The sequence below is a fragment of the Pseudomonas sp. TMW22090 genome (assembly GCF_022496665.1).
In the GTDB taxonomy this organism is placed as follows: Bacteria; Pseudomonadota; Gammaproteobacteria; order Pseudomonadales; family Pseudomonadaceae; genus Aquipseudomonas; species Aquipseudomonas gregormendelii.
On the sequence record NZ_SCFH01000006.1, the window covers coordinates 113,787 to 133,616 of the forward strand.

Annotated in this window: 23 protein-coding genes and 1 tRNA gene; 4 read left to right on the forward strand and 20 right to left on the reverse strand. The window is 58.5% G+C overall.

Going from position 1 to position 19,830, the window contains the following annotated elements; all coding sequences use genetic code 11:
* Positions 1 to 37 precede the first annotated feature (37 nt).
* Positions 38 to 1,096: a quinolinate synthase NadA gene (gene nadA / locus EQV97_RS17855; RefSeq protein WP_122840156.1), complete on the reverse strand. Its 1,059-nt coding sequence runs from the start codon at positions 1,094 to 1,096 to the stop codon at positions 38 to 40.
* A 768-nt stretch (positions 1,097 to 1,864) separates the two neighbouring features.
* Between nadA and EQV97_RS17860 the strand changes: the two genes are divergently transcribed.
* The 3 genes from EQV97_RS17860 to EQV97_RS17870 all read left to right on the forward strand — a co-directional run bounded on the left by EQV97_RS17860 (position 1,865) and on the right by EQV97_RS17870 (position 4,669).
* Positions 1,865 to 2,875: a hypothetical protein gene (locus EQV97_RS17860; protein WP_240889378.1), complete on the forward strand. Its 1,011-nt coding sequence runs from the start codon at positions 1,865 to 1,867 to the stop codon at positions 2,873 to 2,875.
* A 429-nt stretch (positions 2,876 to 3,304) separates the two neighbouring features.
* Complete coding sequence (locus EQV97_RS17865; protein WP_240889379.1) at positions 3,305 to 4,276, forward strand: aminoglycoside phosphotransferase family protein; 972 nt, start codon at positions 3,305 to 3,307, stop codon at positions 4,274 to 4,276.
* Between the two features lie 171 nt (positions 4,277 to 4,447).
* Positions 4,448 to 4,669 (forward strand): hypothetical protein, encoded by a 222-nt coding sequence (locus EQV97_RS17870; RefSeq protein WP_240889380.1) that lies wholly within the window; start codon positions 4,448 to 4,450, stop codon positions 4,667 to 4,669.
* Positions 4,670 to 4,745: 76 nt separating this feature from the next.
* On the opposite strand, the gene EQV97_RS17875 is transcribed toward EQV97_RS17870, so the two are convergent.
* From EQV97_RS17875 to EQV97_RS17955, 17 genes are all read right to left on the reverse strand, one after another.
* Positions 4,746 to 4,821: transfer RNA gene (locus EQV97_RS17875), tRNA-Lys, on the reverse strand.
* Between the two features lie 63 nt (positions 4,822 to 4,884).
* Positions 4,885 to 5,577 (reverse strand): 7-cyano-7-deazaguanine synthase QueC, encoded by a 693-nt coding sequence (queC, locus tag EQV97_RS17880; protein WP_122840154.1) that lies wholly within the window; start codon positions 5,575 to 5,577, stop codon positions 4,885 to 4,887.
* 1 nt (position 5,578) lies between these two features.
* Entirely contained in the window at positions 5,579 to 6,226 is a 648-nt protein-coding gene (gene queE, locus EQV97_RS17885) for a 7-carboxy-7-deazaguanine synthase QueE (RefSeq protein ID WP_122840153.1), read from the reverse strand.
* A gap of 167 nt (positions 6,227 to 6,393) precedes the next feature.
* Positions 6,394 to 7,224 (reverse strand): tol-pal system protein YbgF, encoded by an 831-nt coding sequence (gene ybgF / locus EQV97_RS17890; RefSeq protein WP_225569452.1) that lies wholly within the window; start codon positions 7,222 to 7,224, stop codon positions 6,394 to 6,396.
* A 6-nt stretch (positions 7,225 to 7,230) separates the two neighbouring features.
* The gene (gene pal / locus EQV97_RS17895; RefSeq protein ID WP_045058224.1) at positions 7,231 to 7,731 is read right to left on the reverse strand and encodes a peptidoglycan-associated lipoprotein Pal; all 501 of its coding nucleotides are present in this window, start codon (positions 7,729 to 7,731) and stop codon (positions 7,231 to 7,233) included.
* A gap of 52 nt (positions 7,732 to 7,783) precedes the next feature.
* A complete protein-coding gene (tolB, locus tag EQV97_RS17900) occupies positions 7,784 to 9,085 on the reverse strand; it encodes a Tol-Pal system beta propeller repeat protein TolB (protein ID WP_045058225.1) in 1,302 nt (433 codons plus the stop codon).
* The gene (tolA, locus tag EQV97_RS17905; RefSeq protein ID WP_122840150.1) at positions 9,082 to 10,161 is read right to left on the reverse strand and encodes a cell envelope integrity protein TolA; all 1,080 of its coding nucleotides are present in this window, start codon (positions 10,159 to 10,161) and stop codon (positions 9,082 to 9,084) included. Before tolA ends, tolB begins: the two co-directional genes overlap by 4 nt.
* Complete coding sequence (gene tolR / locus EQV97_RS17910; RefSeq protein WP_163019479.1) at positions 10,161 to 10,613, reverse strand: protein TolR; 453 nt, start codon at positions 10,611 to 10,613, stop codon at positions 10,161 to 10,163. Before tolR ends, tolA begins: the two co-directional genes overlap by 1 nt.
* Positions 10,614 to 10,636: 23 nt before the next feature.
* Entirely contained in the window at positions 10,637 to 11,332 is a 696-nt protein-coding gene (gene tolQ / locus EQV97_RS17915) for a protein TolQ (RefSeq protein WP_017340467.1), read from the reverse strand.
* On the reverse strand, positions 11,322 to 11,789 hold the full coding sequence (gene ybgC, locus EQV97_RS17920) for a tol-pal system-associated acyl-CoA thioesterase (RefSeq protein ID WP_122840149.1): 468 nt from the start codon (positions 11,787 to 11,789) through the stop codon (positions 11,322 to 11,324). The genes tolQ and ybgC overlap by 11 nt, the downstream gene beginning before the upstream one ends.
* 126 nt (positions 11,790 to 11,915) lie before the next feature.
* Complete coding sequence (gene ruvB / locus EQV97_RS17925; protein WP_122840148.1) at positions 11,916 to 12,977, reverse strand: Holliday junction branch migration DNA helicase RuvB; 1,062 nt, start codon at positions 12,975 to 12,977, stop codon at positions 11,916 to 11,918.
* Positions 12,978 to 13,592 (reverse strand): Holliday junction branch migration protein RuvA, encoded by a 615-nt coding sequence (gene ruvA, locus EQV97_RS17930; protein WP_122840147.1) that lies wholly within the window; start codon positions 13,590 to 13,592, stop codon positions 12,978 to 12,980.
* A gap of 114 nt (positions 13,593 to 13,706) precedes the next feature.
* Positions 13,707 to 14,231: a crossover junction endodeoxyribonuclease RuvC gene (gene ruvC, locus EQV97_RS17935; protein WP_045058231.1), complete on the reverse strand. Its 525-nt coding sequence runs from the start codon at positions 14,229 to 14,231 to the stop codon at positions 13,707 to 13,709.
* A gap of 165 nt (positions 14,232 to 14,396) precedes the next feature.
* Positions 14,397 to 15,143, reverse strand: coding sequence for a YebC/PmpR family DNA-binding transcriptional regulator (locus EQV97_RS17940; RefSeq protein WP_225569454.1), 747 nt, complete (start codon positions 15,141 to 15,143; stop codon positions 14,397 to 14,399).
* Positions 15,144 to 15,262: 119 nt separating this feature from the next.
* The gene (gene aspS / locus EQV97_RS17945; protein ID WP_122840145.1) at positions 15,263 to 17,038 is read right to left on the reverse strand and encodes an aspartate--tRNA ligase; all 1,776 of its coding nucleotides are present in this window, start codon (positions 17,036 to 17,038) and stop codon (positions 15,263 to 15,265) included.
* A 108-nt stretch (positions 17,039 to 17,146) separates the two neighbouring features.
* Entirely contained in the window at positions 17,147 to 17,368 is a 222-nt protein-coding gene (locus tag EQV97_RS17950; RefSeq protein WP_122840144.1) for a zinc ribbon domain-containing protein, read from the reverse strand.
* A gap of 373 nt (positions 17,369 to 17,741) precedes the next feature.
* Positions 17,742 to 18,212, reverse strand: a complete 471-nt coding sequence (locus EQV97_RS17955; protein WP_045058235.1) for a Dps family protein — start codon at positions 18,210 to 18,212, stop codon at positions 17,742 to 17,744.
* A 309-nt stretch (positions 18,213 to 18,521) separates the two neighbouring features.
* Between EQV97_RS17955 and EQV97_RS28890 the strand changes: the two genes are divergently transcribed.
* On the forward strand, positions 18,522 to 19,124 hold the full coding sequence (locus EQV97_RS28890) for a cold-shock protein (RefSeq protein ID WP_122840143.1): 603 nt from the start codon (positions 18,522 to 18,524) through the stop codon (positions 19,122 to 19,124).
* 61 nt (positions 19,125 to 19,185) lie between these two features.
* Here EQV97_RS28890 and EQV97_RS17965 read toward each other — a convergent pair whose 3' ends face one another.
* The gene (locus EQV97_RS17965) at positions 19,186 to 19,392 is read right to left on the reverse strand and encodes a SlyX family protein (RefSeq protein ID WP_122840142.1); all 207 of its coding nucleotides are present in this window, start codon (positions 19,390 to 19,392) and stop codon (positions 19,186 to 19,188) included.
* A gap of 3 nt (positions 19,393 to 19,395) precedes the next feature.
* Positions 19,396 to 19,821 carry an HIT domain-containing protein gene (locus tag EQV97_RS17970; RefSeq protein ID WP_240889381.1) on the reverse strand — a complete coding sequence of 142 codons (426 nt, stop codon included), beginning with the start codon at positions 19,819 to 19,821 and terminating at the stop codon, positions 19,396 to 19,398.
* Positions 19,822 to 19,830 lie beyond the last annotated feature (9 nt).

The window sequence follows — 19,830 nt, forward strand, 5'->3', positions numbered from 1 at the left end:
TAGGAGCTGCCGAAGGCTGCGATCTCTTGGTCTTGCTTTAAGCGTTGCCAGCCAACTTCATCCGCGCCGCCTGGGTGAAATCGAGCATGCGCTTCAACGGCCGAATCGCCTGCGGAATCAACGCCGGATCAACAAAGATCTCATTGGTCCCTTCTTTAAGGCTCTTGAGCGTGCGCTCAAGCGTATTCATCGCCATCCACGGACAATGCGCGCAACTGCGGCACGCCGCGCCGTTACCCGCCGTAGGGGCTTCGATGAACACCTTGTCCGGGCACAGCTGCTGCATCTTGTAGAAGATGCCGCGGTCGGTAGCAACGATCAGGGTCTTGTTCGGCAGGCTCTGCGCTGCAGCAATCAGCTGGCTGGTGGAGCCTACGGCGTCCGCCAGTTCGATGACCGAAGTCGGCGACTCGGGGTGAACCAGAATGGCGGCATCGGGGTACAGGGCCTTCATGTCCTCGAGCTGCTTGGACTTGAACTCTTCGTGAACGATGCAGGCACCGTCCCACAGCAGCATGTCGGCGCCGGTCTTGCGCTGGATATAGGTGCCCAGGTGCTTGTCCGGCCCCCAGATGATGGTTTCGCCGTTGTCCATCAGGCTCTCGACGATTTCCAGCGCGCAGCTTGAAGTCACCACCCAGTCAGCCCGGGCTTTGACTGCTGCCGAGGTATTGGCGTACACCACCACGGTGCGCTCAGGATGCTGGTCACAGAACGCCGAGAACTCGTCCACGGGGCAACCCAGGTCCAGCGAGCAGGTCGCCTCCAGGGTCGGCATCAATACGCGTTTTTCGGGGTTGAGGATCTTCGCGGTTTCGCCCATGAACTTCACGCCGGCGACCACCACGGTCTTGGCTGGGTGGGCGTTGCCGAAGCGCGCCATTTCAAGGGAGTCGGAGACACAGCCACCGGTTTCTTCGGCCAGGGCCTGAATCACCGGATCGCAATAGAAGTGGGCAACCAGCACCGCGTCCTGAGCCTTGAGCTCGGCAGCAATGGCAGCGCGGTAAAAAGCCTCTTCTTCGACTGTCAGCGGCTTGGGCTGCTTGGCGTCGAGGTGAGCTTGAACCAGTAGGCGTTCGGAAATTTGCGTCATGATCGCAAGACCTGCGGGCGCTTTCGCGCGAAAGTCGAGTATACACCCGGCTCCGGACCCTATTGGGTACCGCCGGGAGAGTGAGTAGTCATCAGGCACAGCGTTGAAGCTGGGCAAGGCTACAGAATATCCCGTGGATGCAAAAGATGAATCTGACCTGCGCCATGCGGTGCAGCCCCGAAGTTGAGCCCGCTCAAATCGAAGACAAAAAAATCCGGAAATCCTCACGTTCGTGGGCCTTGCGGATTTTCTCAACGGTTAAAAACAGTCCAGGATCACTTCGATCGGTGCTGATCGACTTCCAAGGCGCTCGCTCGGCGATGCTGGAAATGGCTGCACTAGCCCGCCCCGTCGCCGATCCGTCAGCGCCGGGTAGTGCCCACGCGCCTCCGTCGGTCGTGAATCGGCTACTTTCATCGCACCGCCAGGCCTAGCGGACGACCCTATCAAATATGCCTTGGAGCGATCCGCCTCCGGCGTCAAGCCGATGGCCCATACCAGGGTGGCTGCCTGCCACGACGCAATGGCATGGACCCGATCTCAAATGAGCGAAAAAGGGTAGAAACCCAGGCAGTTGCACCGGGACAATCATTCAATCGAATGGAGATACCACCATGCTAGAGCGCAGTGATGCAGCCACTGAAGCACCAAAACCTGTCAGTTTGCCCCTAACAGTCTACTGAAGCCAGCGACACACCGATAAGCAGCAACTTTCTGCAGGTGGGGAACACCCCGAACAGTCTGGATAGTTTATGCACCGAGCGCAAAGTGGACATGCCGGAGGTGCTCAAACAGGAGCTGAAGTACGAGATCAACCGTCTGGGGGAGAGGCTGCAAATAACCCTGAAACATAACCAAACAAACGAGACCGCTAAGCACCATTTTTTTACCCGGCTTTTTTTGAACCTCAATACTGAGTCCTCATCATGGCAAGCGTTCAGGCTGCCCTCCCCCGAAGCTTATCGCCCGCTGCTGAAATTGTTCGCAAAAGTCGAACAGGAATTAAGAGGCGAGACTTATGCCTGCCCTGACGGCCCGGCCCTGCAAAGCACCAAGACACTCGTTGAGGCCATATACACCCATGCGGCATCTCATGGTCGGAAAACTGCCACCACTGTAAACGCTGAAGCGATCCTTGAAGCGCTCAAGGACGATACTCTGCCTGCTGAACTACGACAGATAGCAGCCGCCTTTTTTATCGACTGCGTCGATTATCTGCCACCGAATTTTACTCAGAATCCGAAATGCAAGCTTCTTCGGTCAATTGTTAAATCCATGCCACCTAAAGTGGCTGCGACCTATCTGGTGAACATGGCTGACGGCATGCGTACGATTTTGTTGGGCAACGTTTTCGGTATGGACGCGGATGACAAGCAAATGTTCAACACGCTTCTGGACATCGCGGACCAACACCCCAATGACCGGGGACGTGCCAGTCTCTTGGTGCAGTTGGTTCGTGTGATCAAATTGCAATACGTTTGGCCGGATCCGGTGGAGCTCCAGCACAAGAAACTGGAGGTCTTCGCGCATCTACCGGACAAGGGTGAAGGCTGCCTGAGCCTGACTCAGGCTGTTGACTGCTTGAATGCCTTGTGGCGCGCCACCGATCCGCGCATGCGTGACGACGTGCAGGCTGCCGCAAAGCGCATCGTCGAATCCACCGAACCGCTACCTGCGAATGAGGCTGACGCAATTCAAGCCCATATTCGATCGACACTTTCGCATATGACAAACGTTGAGGAACTAGCCTGCCTCGTGCCGCGCCAAGAGGCGCAATGACCCAAAGGCTTTTGTTCAGGTCATGCGTTAACGGCGCGGCGCATGCTTGCGCCCGTTAGCGTCAGGCCTCACTGGGGAGTCCCTGACAGTGCGGTAGTTCAGCCGTGAGCCTTGGCCGCAACAAGTGATTCGTGGTCTGGCAGGTACAATCTCGACCGGGCACCAGGTGACTCACAGGCACCGCGTCAGGCCAGGATCGCTTCCTGCAATGTTGCCGCCTTGAGATCAATCGACAGGCTTCAACCTGACGTCGGACAACCTCGGACATCAAATCCGCCTTGCAACGCCCCCCCCCTCCAGCATCAAGCCGATGGCCCATACTAGGGTGGCTGCCCACCACGACGCGCAATGGCTTAGACCCGAGTTCAGATGAGCGAAAAAGGGTAGGAGCAATCATTCAATTCAATAGTTTGCCGAGGCGTGGCTAAGATGGAAAAAATGAAAGACCCCAGTACAAGTATTCATCCGCTCGACCAGGATCGTGACCCGATCAGCACAGCCCTTGTTTGGAGCTTGGCCGCTAAGGTGGCGGCTCAACATGGTGGCGAACTCGCGCGAATGCAGCGAGCCAATGGGTACTCGAACGCGACGTGGGTCGGTAACGGCATCGCCGTGCGTATCGCGCATACACCCGTCGACATGGCACGCGAGGTTGCGCTCATTCAGGCTCTTGCGCGAGAGGTCGGGCACCCAGAGATCCTTGGAGAGGGTACTACCGAGGGCCACGGCTGGATCGTGAGCGTAGAGATTCCCGGCCAGAACCTCCAGGAGGCGTGGCCGACGCTGACGCCTGCGGAGCGGGAAGCTGCGGTCCGCCAGCTTTGGGCTCGGGCCCAGATCGTGCACGACTCGACCCCGTCTCTGAGGACGCTTGTCGCCTCTCACGGGGGGTTCGTACCGGCTTCGCTCGAAGCTGCCACCGCGGCGGCTAACCGCGCCAAAGTCAAGCTGGGACTGTCCAGCGCACAGCAGTCGCGGCTCCATGGAATCATCGAGGGTTACTTCCGGGCTGCACCCTTGGTTGCACAGACCGTCAACCATGGCGACCTCGCGCTGATGAATGCTTTATGGGACGGAGAGGTCGTCGCCCTGCTGGACTTTGAGTTCGCCGTGCTCGGTCCGGTCGAGATCGACCTGTGCCGGTTGGTATGCGAGGCCCGCGTATCCGAAGAAGGCCATCGTATTGATTCGGAGGCCGGCAACGCTGCGGTTGAGATCGCCGCTCGACATATGGACCCGATTCATGGTCGTGCGCTTATCCAAGGCGCCGCGATTCTCGACCAGCTCCGTGACCTTGACATCTGGACGGCTGCTGAGCGTGTCGAGGACTGTCGACCGTGCCGCCTGCTCGCTGACTTGCTCGACGTCGACGGCGGCTATCTCGCCCCTCTGCTCAGGTGACCGGCGCTATCACGATACGATGAACGTCATCGATTTGATCGTGGTGCGCCAAGTCCAGTACCTCAACACCATCATCGAACAGGACCATCGCGCCATCGAGCTGGTAACAAGCCGATGTTCAACTCAAAGCGTTCCGGTCGGCCGGCTCCGTGCGGGCCGGCGTTCATGCACATGAAAAAGGCTGCGACCTTATTGGATAAGCTGCCTGACGGCATACACACCATCATCCGCGACAACAACGTGCTGGCTGCCGCCAAGCGCATCGTCGAATCCACCGAACCGCTACCTGCGAATGAGGCTGAGAGAATGCGCAGATGGATTCGATCTCACCTTCGGCAGCTGACAGGCGCTGAGGAAGTTGCCCGCCTCGTGCCGTGCCAAGCGGTGCAATGACCAAATTCCAGGCAAAAAAAAACCCGGAAATCCTCACTTTCGTGGGCCTTCCGGATTTTCTAAACTGCTACAAAAATGGTGGGTCGTGTGGGATTCGAACCTACGACCAATTGGTTAAAAGCCAACTGCTCTACCAACTGAGCTAACGACCCGCTGTGTGGTGGCGCGTATAATACTGATTTTTAAGGACTATTCAACACCTAATTTGAAATAAATCAAAAATAAGGCGTTGGGTCACTGATTCCGGCCGCCGCGAAGCCTTCTGCACGGAGTCGGCAGCTGTCGCATTTGCCGCACGCCCGGCCGTGATCGTCGGCCTGGTAGCAGGAAACCGTCAGGCCGTAATCCACACCCAGCTTGACGCCAGCCTGGACGATCTGCGCCTTGCTCAGATTCTGCAGGGGCGCCTGAATGCGGAAGCCGTTACCTTCCACGCCTGCCTTGGTGGCGAGGTTGGCCATGCGCTCGAAGGATTCGATGAACTCGGGACGGCAATCCGGGTAACCGGAGTAATCGACGGCATTGACGCCAATGAAGATGTCACGCGCTCCGAGCACTTCGGCCCAGCCCAACGCGAGGGACAGGAACACGGTATTGCGTGCAGGAACGTAGGTGACCGGAATGCCTTCACCGGCCTCCTCCGGAATATCGATACTGCTGTCGGTCAATGCCGAGCCACCCATGCCGTTGAGGTTCAACCCGATGACCTTATGCTCAACCACGCCAAGATCACGGGCGACGCGTGCGGCAGCGTGCAGCTCGGCATGGGAGCGCTGGCCGTAGTCGAAGCTCATGGTGTAGCAGCTGTAGCCATCGGCTCGTGCCATGGCCACGACAGTGGCCGAGTCCAGGCCACCAGACAGGAGGATGACCGCACGTTTTTCTGCAGCGTTCAGTTGTTCAGTCATTTCAGCGCCCCGGCTCGTCATTCCATAGATATTTATGCAGCTGCAGTTGCAGGCGCACTGGCAGGTTGTCCGCCACGACCCAATCCGCCAGGTCCCGGGCATTCAGGTCATGGTGGCTGGGAGAAAACAGGACCTCACCGGCGCGGCGATCCAGACCGTACTGAATCAACTTGGACACGGCCCAGTCGTAGTCTTCCCGGGAACAGATGACAAACTTCACCTGATCGTTGCGCGTCAGCAGCTCGATGTTTTCGTAGCGATTGCGATGCGCTTCCTTCGAACCCGGAGTTTTCAGGTCGACCACGCGACTTACCCGCGAATCGACTGCCGAGATGTCCAGGGCTCCACTGGTTTCCAGTGACACTTCGTAACCGGCATCACACAGGCGCTTGAGCAATGGAATCGCGTTGGGCTGGGCGAGGGGCTCGCCGCCGGTGACACACACATAACGCGGACGAAAGCCGGCCACTTGTTCGATGATGTCATCCAGCGGGCGAACCGTGCCGCCTGTGAAGGCGTAGGCGCTGTCGCAGTACTGGCAACGCAATGGACAACCGGTCAGGCGCACAAAAACAGTGGGCAGCCCGGCCGTCCGCGTTTCACCCTGCAACGAGTAAAATACTTCGGTAATTCTCAATGTGTCTTGCATAGTCGCCACGGGCGTAACAGCTAAACAGGCTGTCCGCCTCCGTCAGGCACTTTAAGGAACCCCGCCATCGCGCGAATCCCAAAAAGCGGTGTTTCAGAAAAAGGGCGTGAATTCTAACGAAAAAACCCGCAGCAAGTGCGGGTTTCTTCAAAACGGTTCTGGCAAGCTTACATTTTCTGCAAGTCGCGCTGGGCCAACTGCGCGGCGGACGTGCCCGGATATTGGGACACGACCTGCTGCAGAATACCTTTGACCTTGTCGGGATGACCAAGGCGGCGCTCTACATCTGCCAGCTTGTACAGCGAGTCAGGCACTTTGTTGTGCTTGGGGTACAGCTGGGACACCTTGGCAAACGCCTGACCGGCACCTTGCAGGTCGCCTTTGGCCAGGTTCACTTCGCCTAACCAATATTGGGCATTGCCCGCGTACTGGCTGTTGGGGTACTTGCGCAGGAAAGCGGCAAAAGCCTGGCTGGCCTTGTCGAAATCCTTGGCTTTGATCAGGTCGAAGGCTGCATCGTAATACAGTTTTTCCTTCGCCGGGTCAGCCGGCTCGGTACCCGCGGCCGGTGCCTGAGCGGCAGCCGCTCCAGCACCTGCTGCTGCACCGGGGGCGTTCAAATCGCCACCGGTGGAAGAATTCTCAGGAGTTGCGGCTGGTGCAACGCCGGTTCCAATGCGCCGATCAAGATCCTGGTATCGCTCCAGGCTTTCCTGCTTCATGCGCGCTACATCATTTTGCAGAACTTCGATGATGCCTTGTTGGCGCGAGATCTGCTCCTGCATGGATTGCAGTTGGTTGAACAGCTCGCCCTGTGCCGAGACAGGGGCCGAAACCCCTCCCCCGGCATAGGCGCCGTTCGTACCGTAACCCGCGGGCGGATAACTACTTCCACTATTGCCGGAGTTGTTGTTATCGACCACAGGAACCGCAGCCCACACCGCAAGCGGTGCGAGGCTGAGAGCCAGAATAGTTACAGCACGACGGCACGTTCGCATGACGAATTACTTACGCAGTTCGACGCGACGGTTTTGAGCCCAGGACTGCTCGTCGTTGCCGGTAGCAACTGGACGCTCTTCGCCGTAGGAAACCAGTTCCAGCTGAGCTGGGGAAACGCCTTGCAGTACCAGGTAGCGCTGAACGGCTTTCGCACGACGCTCGCCCAGTGCCATGTTGTACTCACGAGTACCACGTTCGTCGGTGTTACCTTCCAGAACAACGCGAGCGCCGTTAGCTTTCAGGTCCTTGGCGTGAACGTCCAGAGCGCGCATGGCTTCTGGCTTCAGGTCCGAACTGTCGTATTCGAAGTAGAAAGTGGTGATCGCGCGCAGAGCAGCTTCTTCGCTCAGGGAGCCGTCAACTGCACCAGTGTTAGCGCCGTAACCAGCGTTTGGATCAACAGCAGCGCCTTCACCGGCATTGTCGCCGCCTTTGGACGAGCAACCTACAGCTACAGCCATGGCCAGAGCCAGCGCAGCAAATTTACCAAACTTCAGCATTTCCATCGTGAAACTCCTAATGAACCCCAGTGTGTTAAGTAAAACGTAAAGCGCCGCGTCAGTTCAGGTAAGGGGACCAGGAAGGTTCTCTGACTTCGCCTTGTGCGGTAGGAAGCGGGAGCCTTACGCGTCCATTAATGGACACGAGCATCAAGACTCCCCGGCCCTGCTGGCGGGTGGCGTAGATTACCATGGTGCCGTTGGGCGCAACAGTAGGCGACTCGTCCAGAGTGCTATCAGTGAGGATCTTTACACTACCTCGTTGCAAATCCTGGGCCGCCACCTTGAAATTGGTGAAGCCTTCCTGGCGATGAATCATGACCAGGGTCTTTTCGTCAGCCGACAACTTAGGGTTGGCGTTGTAGTTACCGATGAAGGTCACACGCTCTGCACCACCGCCGCCTGCGCTGGTTTTGTAGATCTGCGGCTTGCCGCCACGGTCGGAGGTGAAGTAGATGGTCGAACCATCTTTACCCCAGAACGGTTCGGTGTTGATGCCGGGACCATTGGTGACGCGGGTGATCTGGCGCGAGCCCAGGTTCATCACATAGATGTCCGGGTTGCCGTCCTTGGACAGCACGAACGCCAGGCGATTGCCGTCCGGCGACCAGGCTGGTGCACCATTGAGGCCTTCGAAGTTGGTGATTTGCTCACGGCGACCGGTGTCGATGTTCTGCATGAAGATGCGCGGACGCTTCTGCTCGAACGAGACATAAGCGATGCGCTTGCCATCCGGTGCGAAACGCGGCGACAGGATCGGCTCGCGCGATTGCAGCAGGGTAACGGCACGCGCACCGTCGTAGTCCGAACGTTGCAGGGTGTAGCGAGTGTTTTTCTCGGAAAAGCGCTCGGCAGTCACGTACAGCAGGCGAGTCGAGAAAGCACCTTTGATACCGGTGAGTTTTTCAAACGACTGGTCAGCAATGTAGTGCGACATGTCACGCAGCTGGTCAACGCTGCCCGACACGCTGCCGGTCAGCACTTGCTGCTCGGTGGCGACGTTGAACAAGGCGTATTGCACCTGCAGGCGACCGCCCGCCGGAGCGATGCTGCCGACCATGACGTACTGGGCACCCAGCGCCTTGAAGTCACGGTAGATGATTTCGCTGGCCTGGCTTGGCTGGCTGATCATGTTCTGTTTCGGGATCGGCGAGTAGTAACCCGAGTTGCGCAGGTCATTACCGATGATCTCGGCCATATCGTCCGGCAGCACGCTGCCGCCCTGGTTGGCGAACGGAACGACGGCAATCGGGGTAGCCCGATCGCTGCCGCTGGTTACCAGAATGTTTTTCTCATCGGCTACCGCCATCCCTGCCAGGCAGCAGATGGCGACAAGCATTCCTCGAAGAAGGTTTCTCACAAGGCTAGATCCTCAGGTGTGAATGTCATCTTGAATGAACGATACGGAGCAAAATCGCTCGGCTTCATTCCCTGCATTTCTGTCAAACGTCCAATATTCTTGACCGCCGCCACTGCCGAAGCATCGAACGGACCATCTCCGCTTGATCTGCCGACGGTAACCGAGGTCACTGTTCCATCCGGCAACATGCCGATTTGCAGCACGACCGTCATGCCTTTGCGTGCCGAAGGGGGACGAGCCCAGCCTTCTGCTGCACGTGCACGAATCAGGTCATCGAAACTGCCAGCGACTTCGTCACCCTGCTCGTCCGCCAAGGCCTGCTGACGTTGCGGCGTGTCGGAAAGCAGATCTGCCAAGGCCTGGGCCTTTTTGTCTTCGGCGGATTTACGTGCCGCTTCCTGCGATTTCTTCTTCGCAGCATCGGCAGCAGCTTTCTTCTTCGCGTCTTCGGCGACTTTCTTTTTCGCCTCTTCAGCGTCAGATTTCTTCTTGGCGTCTTCTGCGGCTTTCTTCTTCGCGTCTTCGACGATCTTTTTCTTGGCTTCTTCAGCGGCGGCTTTCTTGGCCTCTTCTTCAGCTGCCTTCTTGGCTTCTTCTTCAGATTTCTTCTTGGCTATATCAGCCAATTGTTTCTCTTCAGCCTTTTTGGCTTCCGCGGTCTTTTTGGCTTCGTCGGCTTTCTTGGCTTCATCCGCCTTTTTCGCCTCTTCCGCTTTCTTGGTCTCGTCGGCCTTCTTGGATTCTTCGGCTTTTTGAGCCGTATCTTCCTTCTTTTGTTCCGCAGCCTTGATGGCTTCCTGCTCGATCTTCTTCTGCTCCATCTGCTCGACTTCGGTCTGGCGCGCGGCGGATTTCTTCGCCTCACCCGCAATCTTCTGATTGGTCTGGGTGGTCGCCTGACTTTTCGATTTCAGCTGGTACAGGGTCGCCTGGACGATCGGCCTGGCCGGCGGCAGCTCCGGGGTCATGGCAAAACTGACAAACAACATGCCGAACACCAGCACGTGCAAGCCAATTGCCCAGACGCTAGGCCAGAAGTAGCTTTCCGAGGCTGTCGGCTCTCGTTGTTGCTGCATCAGGGCGCCTCGGTAATCAAGCCAACATTACCGACCCCGGCTTTCTGGAGACCGCCCATGGCACCCATGACCGATCCATAATCGACGGTCTTGTCGCCTCGAATGAAGACCTGGGTCTGCTTGCCGCCTTCGGTGCCGGCGCGAATGATCTTGGTCACCGCGTCGGTCATCTGCGGCAAGGTCATGGCCTTGTCCTGCTGTTTCTGGGTATCGACTTCGCTGCCAAGGTTCCAGTAGTAGGTCTTGTCAGCCTTGATCGAAATGGTCAGGACCTGCGTATTGTTGTCCTGCGGCAAGGCTTCGCTGGAAACCTTGGGCAGATCAACTTTCACGCCCTGATTGAGCATCGGCGCGGTCACCATGAAGATGACCAGCAGCACCAGCATCACGTCGATGTAGGGCACTACGTTCATCTCGGCGACCGGCTTGCGCTTTTTGCGAGCTCGAGCGATTAAAGCCATTGGAAATTACCTGCTTATTCTTCGCTGGTGTGCACTTTGCGGTGCAGGATCGCCTGGAATTCATCGGCGAAGGTGTAGTAGCGGCTGATCAGCGTTTCGCTGCGGGCAGCAAACCGGTTGTAGGCGATGACAGCTGGAATCGCGGCGAACAGGCCGATCGCGGTGGCGATCAGGGCTTCGGCGATACCCGGAGCCACGGTGGCCAGGGTTGCTTGCTGCGCAGTGGCCAGGCCACGGAAGGAGTTCATGATGCCCCAGACCGTACCGAACAGGCCGATATACGGGCTCACGGAACCTACGGTCGCGAGGAACGGCAGGCTCTGCTCGAGCTTTTCTTCTTCGCGGGAAATAGCGACGCGCATGGCCCGGGCCACGCCTTCCATGACCGCTTCAGGATCAACCCCTGGCTGCTGGCGCAGACGGGAAAACTCCTTGAAGCCGGCGCGGAAGATTTGCTCGACGCCCGAATCCGGATCAGGGTTGCTGCCGGCCTGACGATAGAGTTTGGACAGGTCGATACCCGACCAGAAGCGCTCCTCGAAGCTCTCCAGGGCACGTCGACCGGCGCGCAGCAGATTGCTGCGCTGAAAGATCATGATCCATGAGGTGACCGATGCGGCTACCAGGATCAGCATTACCAGTTGCACCACAATACTGGCATTGCTGACCAGGCTCCACATGGAGGAATGGTCGACGACGTTAGCTTCCACGCTTTATCTCCTGCTTTGAGTGAGTACCCGCGCCGCTCACGTCGGCAAAGGCCGCACGTAGAGCTTCGGGAATGGCCCGGGGTTTTAAACTTTCAGTGCGCACACAGGCCACCAGAAACTGCCCTTCGCAGAGCAGCGCATTATCCGTTGCCCGCCTGACCTGCTGCTTGAAACGCAGGCTGGCACGGTTCAATTCGCTTACTTCAGCGCTTACCAGCAGTTCGTCATCCAGTCGCGCCGGCGCGTGGTAACGCGCTTCGCTGGAATGCACGACGAATAACAGGTCCTCCCCTGCCAGCTGGGATTGGGCAAAGCCCAGCTCCCGGAGCCGCTCGGTTCGAGCCCGTTCCATAAACTTGAGGTAATTAACGTAATACACGATGCCACCCGCATCGGTGTCTTCGTAATAAACGCGACAACGATGTGCGAAAGGCCCAAGCCCGTTTTGCGCGCGCATACTCTAGTGCTTACTCCTCAGGTTGCCAATCCGGCCAGGCAACTGTTTTTCATTGTTCTGCGGCTTTATCGCGAAAGCACCGTCCTCAGACAGCACAAACCCGGAATTGATCAGCCCGCAACGTGATTAATCGTCAACTGCATCGAGGGATTCGTCTACCACGGGCATCTCACCCAATCGTGACGGGATGTTTAAACCGAAGTGCAGGTAGGCATGCCGGGTCACCACCCGCCCCCGGGGTGTGCGCATGATGTAGCCCTGCTGGATCAGGTACGGCTCCAGGACATCCTCAATGGTATGCCGCTCTTCACTGATAGCTGCAGCCAGGCTGTCGACACCCACCGGGCCGCCGTCGAACTTCTCGATCATGGTCAGCAGCAGGCGCCGGTCTTGATGGTCGAAGCCACGCTCGTCGACATCCAGCAGGTTCAAGGCCAGGTCGGCGATTGGCTTGGTGATGTGCCCCTTGGCGCGAACTTCGGCAAAGTCGCGCACCCGCCGCAACAGGCGGTTGGCGATCCGCGGCGTACCCCGGGCACGGCGGGCGATTTCGAAGGCGCCTTCCGGGTCGAGCGGCAGGCCGAGGATGTTCGCCGAACGACCGACAATCGTTGCCAGGTCCGCCGTGTTGTAGAACTCCAGGCGCTGCACGATACCAAAGCGGTCACGCAACGGATTGGTCAGCATGCCGGCTCGCGTCGTGGCGCCCACCAGGGTAAATGGCGGCAGGTCGAGCTTGATCGAGCGCGCGGCCGGGCCTTCGCCAATCATGATGTCCAGCTGGAAATCTTCCATGGCGGGGTACAGCACTTCTTCGACAATCGGCGACAGGCGATGGATTTCGTCGATGAACAGCACATCGTGGGGCTCAAGATTGGTCAACAGCGCGGCCAGGTCGCCCGGACGCTCGAGCACGGGGCCCGACGTGCTCTTGATCGAAACCCCCATTTCCTGGGCGATGATGTTGGCCAGGGTGGTTTTACCCAGACCCGGAGGACCAAAAATCAACGTGTGGTCCAAGGATTCATTGCGTCCGCGAGCGGCCTGGATGAACAGCTCCATCTGCTCGCGGACGGTCGGCTGGCCAATGTAATCGGCCAGGCTGACCGGACGGATAGCCCGGTCCTGGACCTCTTCACGGTCCCGTGGGCCGGGTGCAGCTGTAATCAGACGATCCGCTTCAATCACTTAGATCATTCCCTTAAGGGCACGACGTATCAGGTCTTCACTGCTCAAACCTTTCTCCTTGATCGCAGAAATCGCCTTGCTGGCCTCCTGAGGTTTATAGCCCAGGGAAATCAGCGCGCTCACCGCGTCAGTTTCGGCACTGGCCACCGGAGCCACATCCGGGCCACCTGGCTGGTTCGGTACCAGGGCAAACATCGCCGGCACCGTTTCCCAAGCCTTGAAGCGATCCTTGAGCTCAACCAGCAGGCGCTCGGCAGTCTTCTTGCCCACGCCCGGCACCTTGGTCAACGCCGAGGTGTCCTGGGACTGCACGCAGCGCACCAGTTCGTCGACTTCCAGGCTCGACATCAAGGCCAGCGCCAGTTTTGGCCCCACACCATTGAGACGGATCAACTCACGAAAAAAGTCTCGCTCACGCTTGCTGGCGAAGCCATAGAGTAACTGCGCGTCTTCACGTACGACCAAATGGGTGTGCAGCGTCAGCGGTTCGCCGACCGACGGCAGGCGATACAACGTGGTCATGGGTACTTCCAACTCATACCCCAGTCCATTTACATCCAGAATCAGGTGCGGCGGCTGTTTCTCAGCCAGTGTGCCGCGCAAGCGTCCAATCACGTTTCAGATCCTTGAGCGTTGGCCAGTACAGGGCTGGCGACTGACAGGCCGAGGGCTTCACGCCGGCAACACAGGCGCAGGACCCCTGGTCCTGGAAAAGATGTGCTGATGCTATCAGAGACGCAGGCGCCCGCCACGACTGCGTGCCGTTCCCAGACCATGGGGCAGCAGGCTGGAGCGGGTGTGAGCATGGCAAATTGCAATGGCCAGGGCATCCGACGCATCGATTTGCGGCTTGCTGGTCAGTTTGAGCATGTGCATCACCATCATTTGCACCTGTTCCTTGTTTGCCGCGCCAGTACCGGTGACGGCCTGCTTGACCTGGGTCGCGGTGTATTCGGCAATCTCCAGGTTTTCCTCGGCACCGGCAACGATCGCTGCACCGCGGGCCTGACCCAGCTTCAAGGCTGAGTCGGCGTTACGTGCCATGAACACTTTTTCGATGCCCATGGTGATCGGGCCGTACGTCTGGATGACTTCGCGCACGCCGCGATAGACGATTTGCAGGCGCTCGTGCAATTCACCGGAGCCGGTGCGAATGCAGCCCGAGGCCACGTAGACGCAGCCGCGCCCGGTATCAGATACCACGCCGTACCCGGTAATGCGCGAACCGGGGTCGATACCAAGAATTAGAGTCATAACGCCTGCGCAAGGAGATCGCGGTACCTCAGGATATCCCCGTAGGAGCGGCCGAAGGCTGCGATCTTTTGATTTTCGATCTTAAAGTCAAAAGATCGCAGCCTTCGGCAGCTCCTACAGGTTTAGCGTAGGGCTTTGCAAAGACAGCGATCTTTTGTATGGACATCAACCCAGCTGTGCGGCAACCGATTCCGGGATATCCGCGTTGGAATAGACGTTCTGCACGTCATCCAGGTCTTCCAGCATGTCGAGCAGCTTGAGCACCTTCTCGGCACCCTCCAGGTCCAGCTCGGCACTGGTGGTTGGCAACATCACGATTTCTGCGTCATCACCTTTGAAGCCGGCCGCTTCCAGCGCGTTGCGTACGGAGTAGAACCCTGCGAACGAGGTGAACACGTCAATTGAACCGTCTTCGTTGGTGACCACGTCATCAGCGTCGGCTTCCATCGCCGCTTCGATCAACGAGTCTTCATCGACGCCCGGCGCAAAGGAGATCTGGCCCTTGCGCTCGAACAGGTAGGCCACCGAGCCATCGGTGCCCAGGTTGCCCCCGCACTTGCTGAACGCATGGCGAACAGCGGCGGCGGTGCGATTGCGGTTGTCGGTCATGCACTCGACCATCACTGCCACGCCACCTGGGCCATAACCTTCGTAAGTCAGTTCGACCATGTCGTCGGTGTCGGCAGCACCCGCGCCGCGCGCTACGGCGCGATCGATGATGTCGCGACTCATGTTCGCGCCCAGGGCCTTGTCCAGCGCCAGGCGCAAGCGCGGGTTGGAACCCGGGTCAGCGCCGCCCTGGCGGGCAGCAACCGTCAGCTCACGGATCCACTTGGTGAAGATCTTGCCTTTCTTGGCATCCTGACGTTCTTTGCGGTGCTTGATGTTCGCCCACTTGGAATGACCCGCCATAACTCGCTCCGAATTCACTTTGAAACGTTGCCCGCCACGCGAACTGCGCCAGCCAGCAACCAAAAATCTCGACCTAAAGAAAAGGCGCACCCCATAAGGATGCGCCTTGACGACCCGCTTTACTCGGCTTTTGGCGTTTCGCGCAGACGAATGTGCAATTCGCGCAAGGCCTTGGCATCGACTGCACCCGGAGCCTGAGTCATGACATCGGCCGCGCTCTGGGTTTTCGGGAATGCAATCACTTCACGGATCGACTGGGCGCCGGTCATCAGCATGACCAGGCGGTCCAGGCCGAAGGCCAGGCCACCGTGGGGCGGTGCGCCGTACTTCAGGGCGTCAAGCAGGAAGCCGAATTTCTCTTCCTGTTCCGCTTCGTCGATGCCGAGCAGGCGGAACACCGTCTGCTGCATTTCCTTGCGGTGGATACGGATCGAACCGCCACCCAGTTCGGTGCCGTTGAGGACCATGTCGTAGGCACGGGACAGCGCGGTCGCCGGGCTGGCTTCGAGCTCTTGTGGCGTGCACTTGGGCGCGGTGAACGGGTGATGCAAGGCACTGAAGCTGCCGTCGTCGTTCTCTTCGAACATCGGGAAGTCGACGACCCACATCGGCGCCCACTCGCAGGTCAGCAGGTTCAGGTCGTTGCCGACCTTGATCCGCAGCGCGCCCAGGGCTTCGCTGACGATCTTGGCTTTGTCGGCACCGAAGAACACGATGTCGCCGTCGACCGCGCCAACACGATCGAGGATCACATTGAGGTTGGCCTCAGGGATATTCTTGACGATAGGCGACTGCAGGCCTTCGACGCCTTTGGCGCGCTCGTTGACCTTGATGTACGCCAGGCCCTTGGCACCGTAGATGCCGACGAACTTGGTGTAGTCGTCGATCTTGCTGCGCGGCATGCTCGCCCCGCCCGGTACGCGCAAAGCGGCGATACGGCTTTTCGGGTCATTGGCCGGGCCGCTGAACACCTTGAAGTCGACTTCCTTGAGCTGGTCGGCAACGTCAACCAGTTCCAGCGGGTTACGCAGGTCCGGCTTGTCGGAACCGTAACGACGCATGGCCTCTTCGAAGGTCATGTGCGGGAAGTCGCCGAACTCCAGATCCAGCACTTCCTTGAACAGGTTGCGGATCATCTGCTCGGTGATGCCCATGATCTCTTTTTCATCGAGGAAGCTGGTCTCGATGTCGATCTGGGTGAATTCCGGCTGGCGGTCAGCCCGCAGGTCTTCGTCACGGAAGCATTTGGCGATCTGGTAGTAACGGTCGAAGCCGGCAACCATCAGCAATTGCTTGAACAGCTGTGGCGATTGCGGCAAGGCGAAGAACGAACCGGCGTGGGTGCGGCTCGGCACCAGGTAGTCTCGCGCACCTTCAGGCGTGGCGCGGGTCAGAATCGGCGTCTCGACGTCGAGGAAGCCGTTCTCGTCCAGGAAGCGACGGATGCTGGTGGTCATGCGCGAACGCAGACGCAGCTTCTCGAGCATTTCCGGGCGACGCAGGTCGAGGAAGCGATAACGCAGGCGGGTTTCTTCGCCAACGTCGGAGAACTCGTTCAGCGGGAACGGCGGAGTTTCCGACTCGTTCAGCACTTCAAGTTCGTAGCCCAGCACTTCGATCATGCCCGACGCCATGTTGGCGTTGGTGGCACCGGCCGGACGCAGGCGCACCTTGCCGGTGACCTTGACCACATATTCGCTGCGCACACGGTCGGCGACGGCGAAGGTTTCAGCGCGGTCCGGGTCGAACACCACTTGGGCCAGACCGTCACGATCACGGATATCGAGGAAAATCACCCCACCGTGGTCACGGCGACGGTGGACCCATCCGCAAAGGGTAATTTCCTGGCCGTCCAGGCTTTCGTTCAGTTGGCCGCAATAATGGCTGCGCATCATGGTAATGGTTTCACTTCTCGTAATTCGAAATTCGGTAGGAGGTCTTGCCCATCTCAGGAGCTGGATGATGCAGGAGCTCGCACGTGTCGTTCAACTCGGACCTGGAATCTAGTCAGCTTTGTCGCCGCCGGCCAGGTTCTTCTTGGAGCCGGTCTTGAAATCGGTTTCGTACCAGCCGGTGCCGCTGAGGCGGAAGCCCGGCATGGACAGCATCTTCTTCAGCTCTGGTGCCTGGCACGCAGGGCAGTCGACCAGCGCCGCAGCGCTGATCTTTTGAATGGCTTCCAACTGATGACCACAGGAAGCACATTGATAGTCGTACATCGGCATGGGGGTTGTCTCGGCGATCAGATTGCTACCGCAGACCCGGGGTTTTGCGGCAAAGAGCGGGATTATATCCATTAAATGCAGCCAGTGCAGCCGTAAGACTGCACAGACCGACACTCTGCAACTTTCGCCCTGCCGCCCCGGTCAACGGGGCGCTCGACGAGCAAGCCCGTGCCTGTGCAAGCGCAGGAAAAACGGGATATCCAGATGACTTTTTAACCACCCTCGCAGGATTTTGCTGCAACTGCAGGGAGATCATGGATGACGGCCCTGCTCTGGACGGTTTCCTGCAACGCCCGGTGCAAAATCGTTCGAGGTGAAGGGTGCCGGACTACGCACGGGTGACACCCAAGGATGCCAGCCGTGCGCATGCGCCTTATTGATCCAGCAAGGAACGCAGCATCCACGCGGTTTTTTCGTGAACCTGCATGCGCTGGGTCAACAGGTCGGCAGTCGGTTCGTCACTGACCTTGTCGAGCAGTGGGAAGATACCCCGAGCGGTGCGGGTGACGGCTTCCTGACCGGCAACCAGTTGCCGGATCATGTCCTCGGCATTCGGCACACCCTCTTCTTCCTTTATGGAAGACAGGCGCGCATAGATGGAATAGGCACCCGGTGCCGGAAACCCGAGGGCGCGAATGCGCTCGGCGATCGAATCCACGGCCAGGGCCAACTCGTTGTATTGCTCTTCGAACATCAGGTGCAGGGTCCGAAACATCGGCCCCGTGACGTTCCAATGGAAGTTGTGGGTTTTCAGATAAAGCACATAAGTGTCCGACAGCAGGCGCGACAGTCCGTCAACGATGGACTTGCGGTCTTCTTCACTGATACCAATATCAATTGCCATGCGGTTCCCCTAAAGGTGATTGATTCCATCCAACAGGTGCAGGGACCACTCTAGCAAGGCTGTCGCCACACCGCAGCACTGGATGGCCAGTCCCTGTGCGACAAATTGCCCGCATGACGCCGCTGGACTCCCTGATTTGAGTAGCCACAAGCTTTGCTGTTAAATAGGCAGTGTGTCGCCAGCGTCTATTTTTCCGGACGCTGCGCATAGGCTGACTTCGGGTACGTGCCCAACGCCTCTTATTGTTCTGAAGCGAACCGTGCTCCGTCAGCTCTTCCTTGTGATCCGTCTTAACGTGAGTTAATCAAAATGTTGAAAATCGTCCACCTGCTAATGGGCGCAGCAGCCTTGCTGCTGTCCTTCATCCCTAGCCTGCGATCCGAAGCTGTTCCTTACCTGCAACAACCCGATGCACTGTACCTGGCCTTTTTCGGCCTGCTCAACCTTACCCTCGCGCCTGTCATTCCCTACTGGAACAAAGGCCCGCGTCATCAACTGCAGAACCTGGTCAGCGCCTTGCTGGTCCTGGCTGTCGTATTGCAGACGCTGACGCTTCTTGCGGAGATTGCGTTTGTCTCCGGTCAACCCAACGTGCTGTTCAGCCTGGCTGCTGCCGTCATTGCCGTCCTCCTGCACCTGGCGATCAGCTTCTACAAATCTTCACCGGCCGCCGCTTCGCCCAGCTACGATATGACCAACCGCGATACCGGCACCGTCAAGTGGTTCAACACTTCCAAGGGTTTTGGCTTTATTTCCCGTGACTCCGGCGATGATATCTTTGTGCATTTCCGGGCCATTCGTGGCGAAGGTCACCGCGTCCTGGTCGAAGGCCAGCGCGTGGAGTTCTCCGTGATGAATCGCGACAAGGGCCTGCAGGCCGAAGACGTGATCGCGGCTCTGCCGCGCCGCTGATTCCCGGCTGAAAAAAAACCGCGAACAGCCCGGCTGTTCGCGGTTTTTTTATGCCCACCCTTTAGTAATGGGGCGGCGGGGCTTCTTCTTCGGAAGACTCGAACTGCCCGACCATTTCCTCCTGACGTCGAATCAGGGCCGCCATCTGCAGCTGCAGCCGCTCGACGACGGCCTGCTGCGCCACCAGCACATCGTTGAGTGTATTAATGGTGTCATCCTGAAATGCCAAGCGGCTTTCCAGGTCATTGATGCGTTCCTCAAGACTCATGATTCAACCCTCCAGAAACGTGAAGCCTTCAGTTAACACCCGCTGCAGCTGTTCGCGGATAGCTGCCACCTGCTCGGCACTGTACGGCATTGCCGGATGTTTGCCCCAGACCGGGGCCGGCCAGGCAGCGTCTTCGCGTTTGCGCACGATGACATGCATGTGCAACTGGCTGACCACATTACCCAGCGCTGCAATGTTCAGCTTGTCGGCATCGAACGAGTCCTTCAGCGTCTGCGCCAACGCTGTAGTCTCCTGCCACAGCTGCAGCTGATCAGCGACATCCAACTGAAATATCTCGCTGATATCCTCGCGGCGTGGCACTAGGATGAACCAGGGGTAATTCGAATCGTTGGACAAGAGCAGCCGACACAGCGGGAAATCCCCTATCGGCAGGGTGTCTTGTTGAAGTCGTGAATCCAAGGCAAACACAGTGCGCAC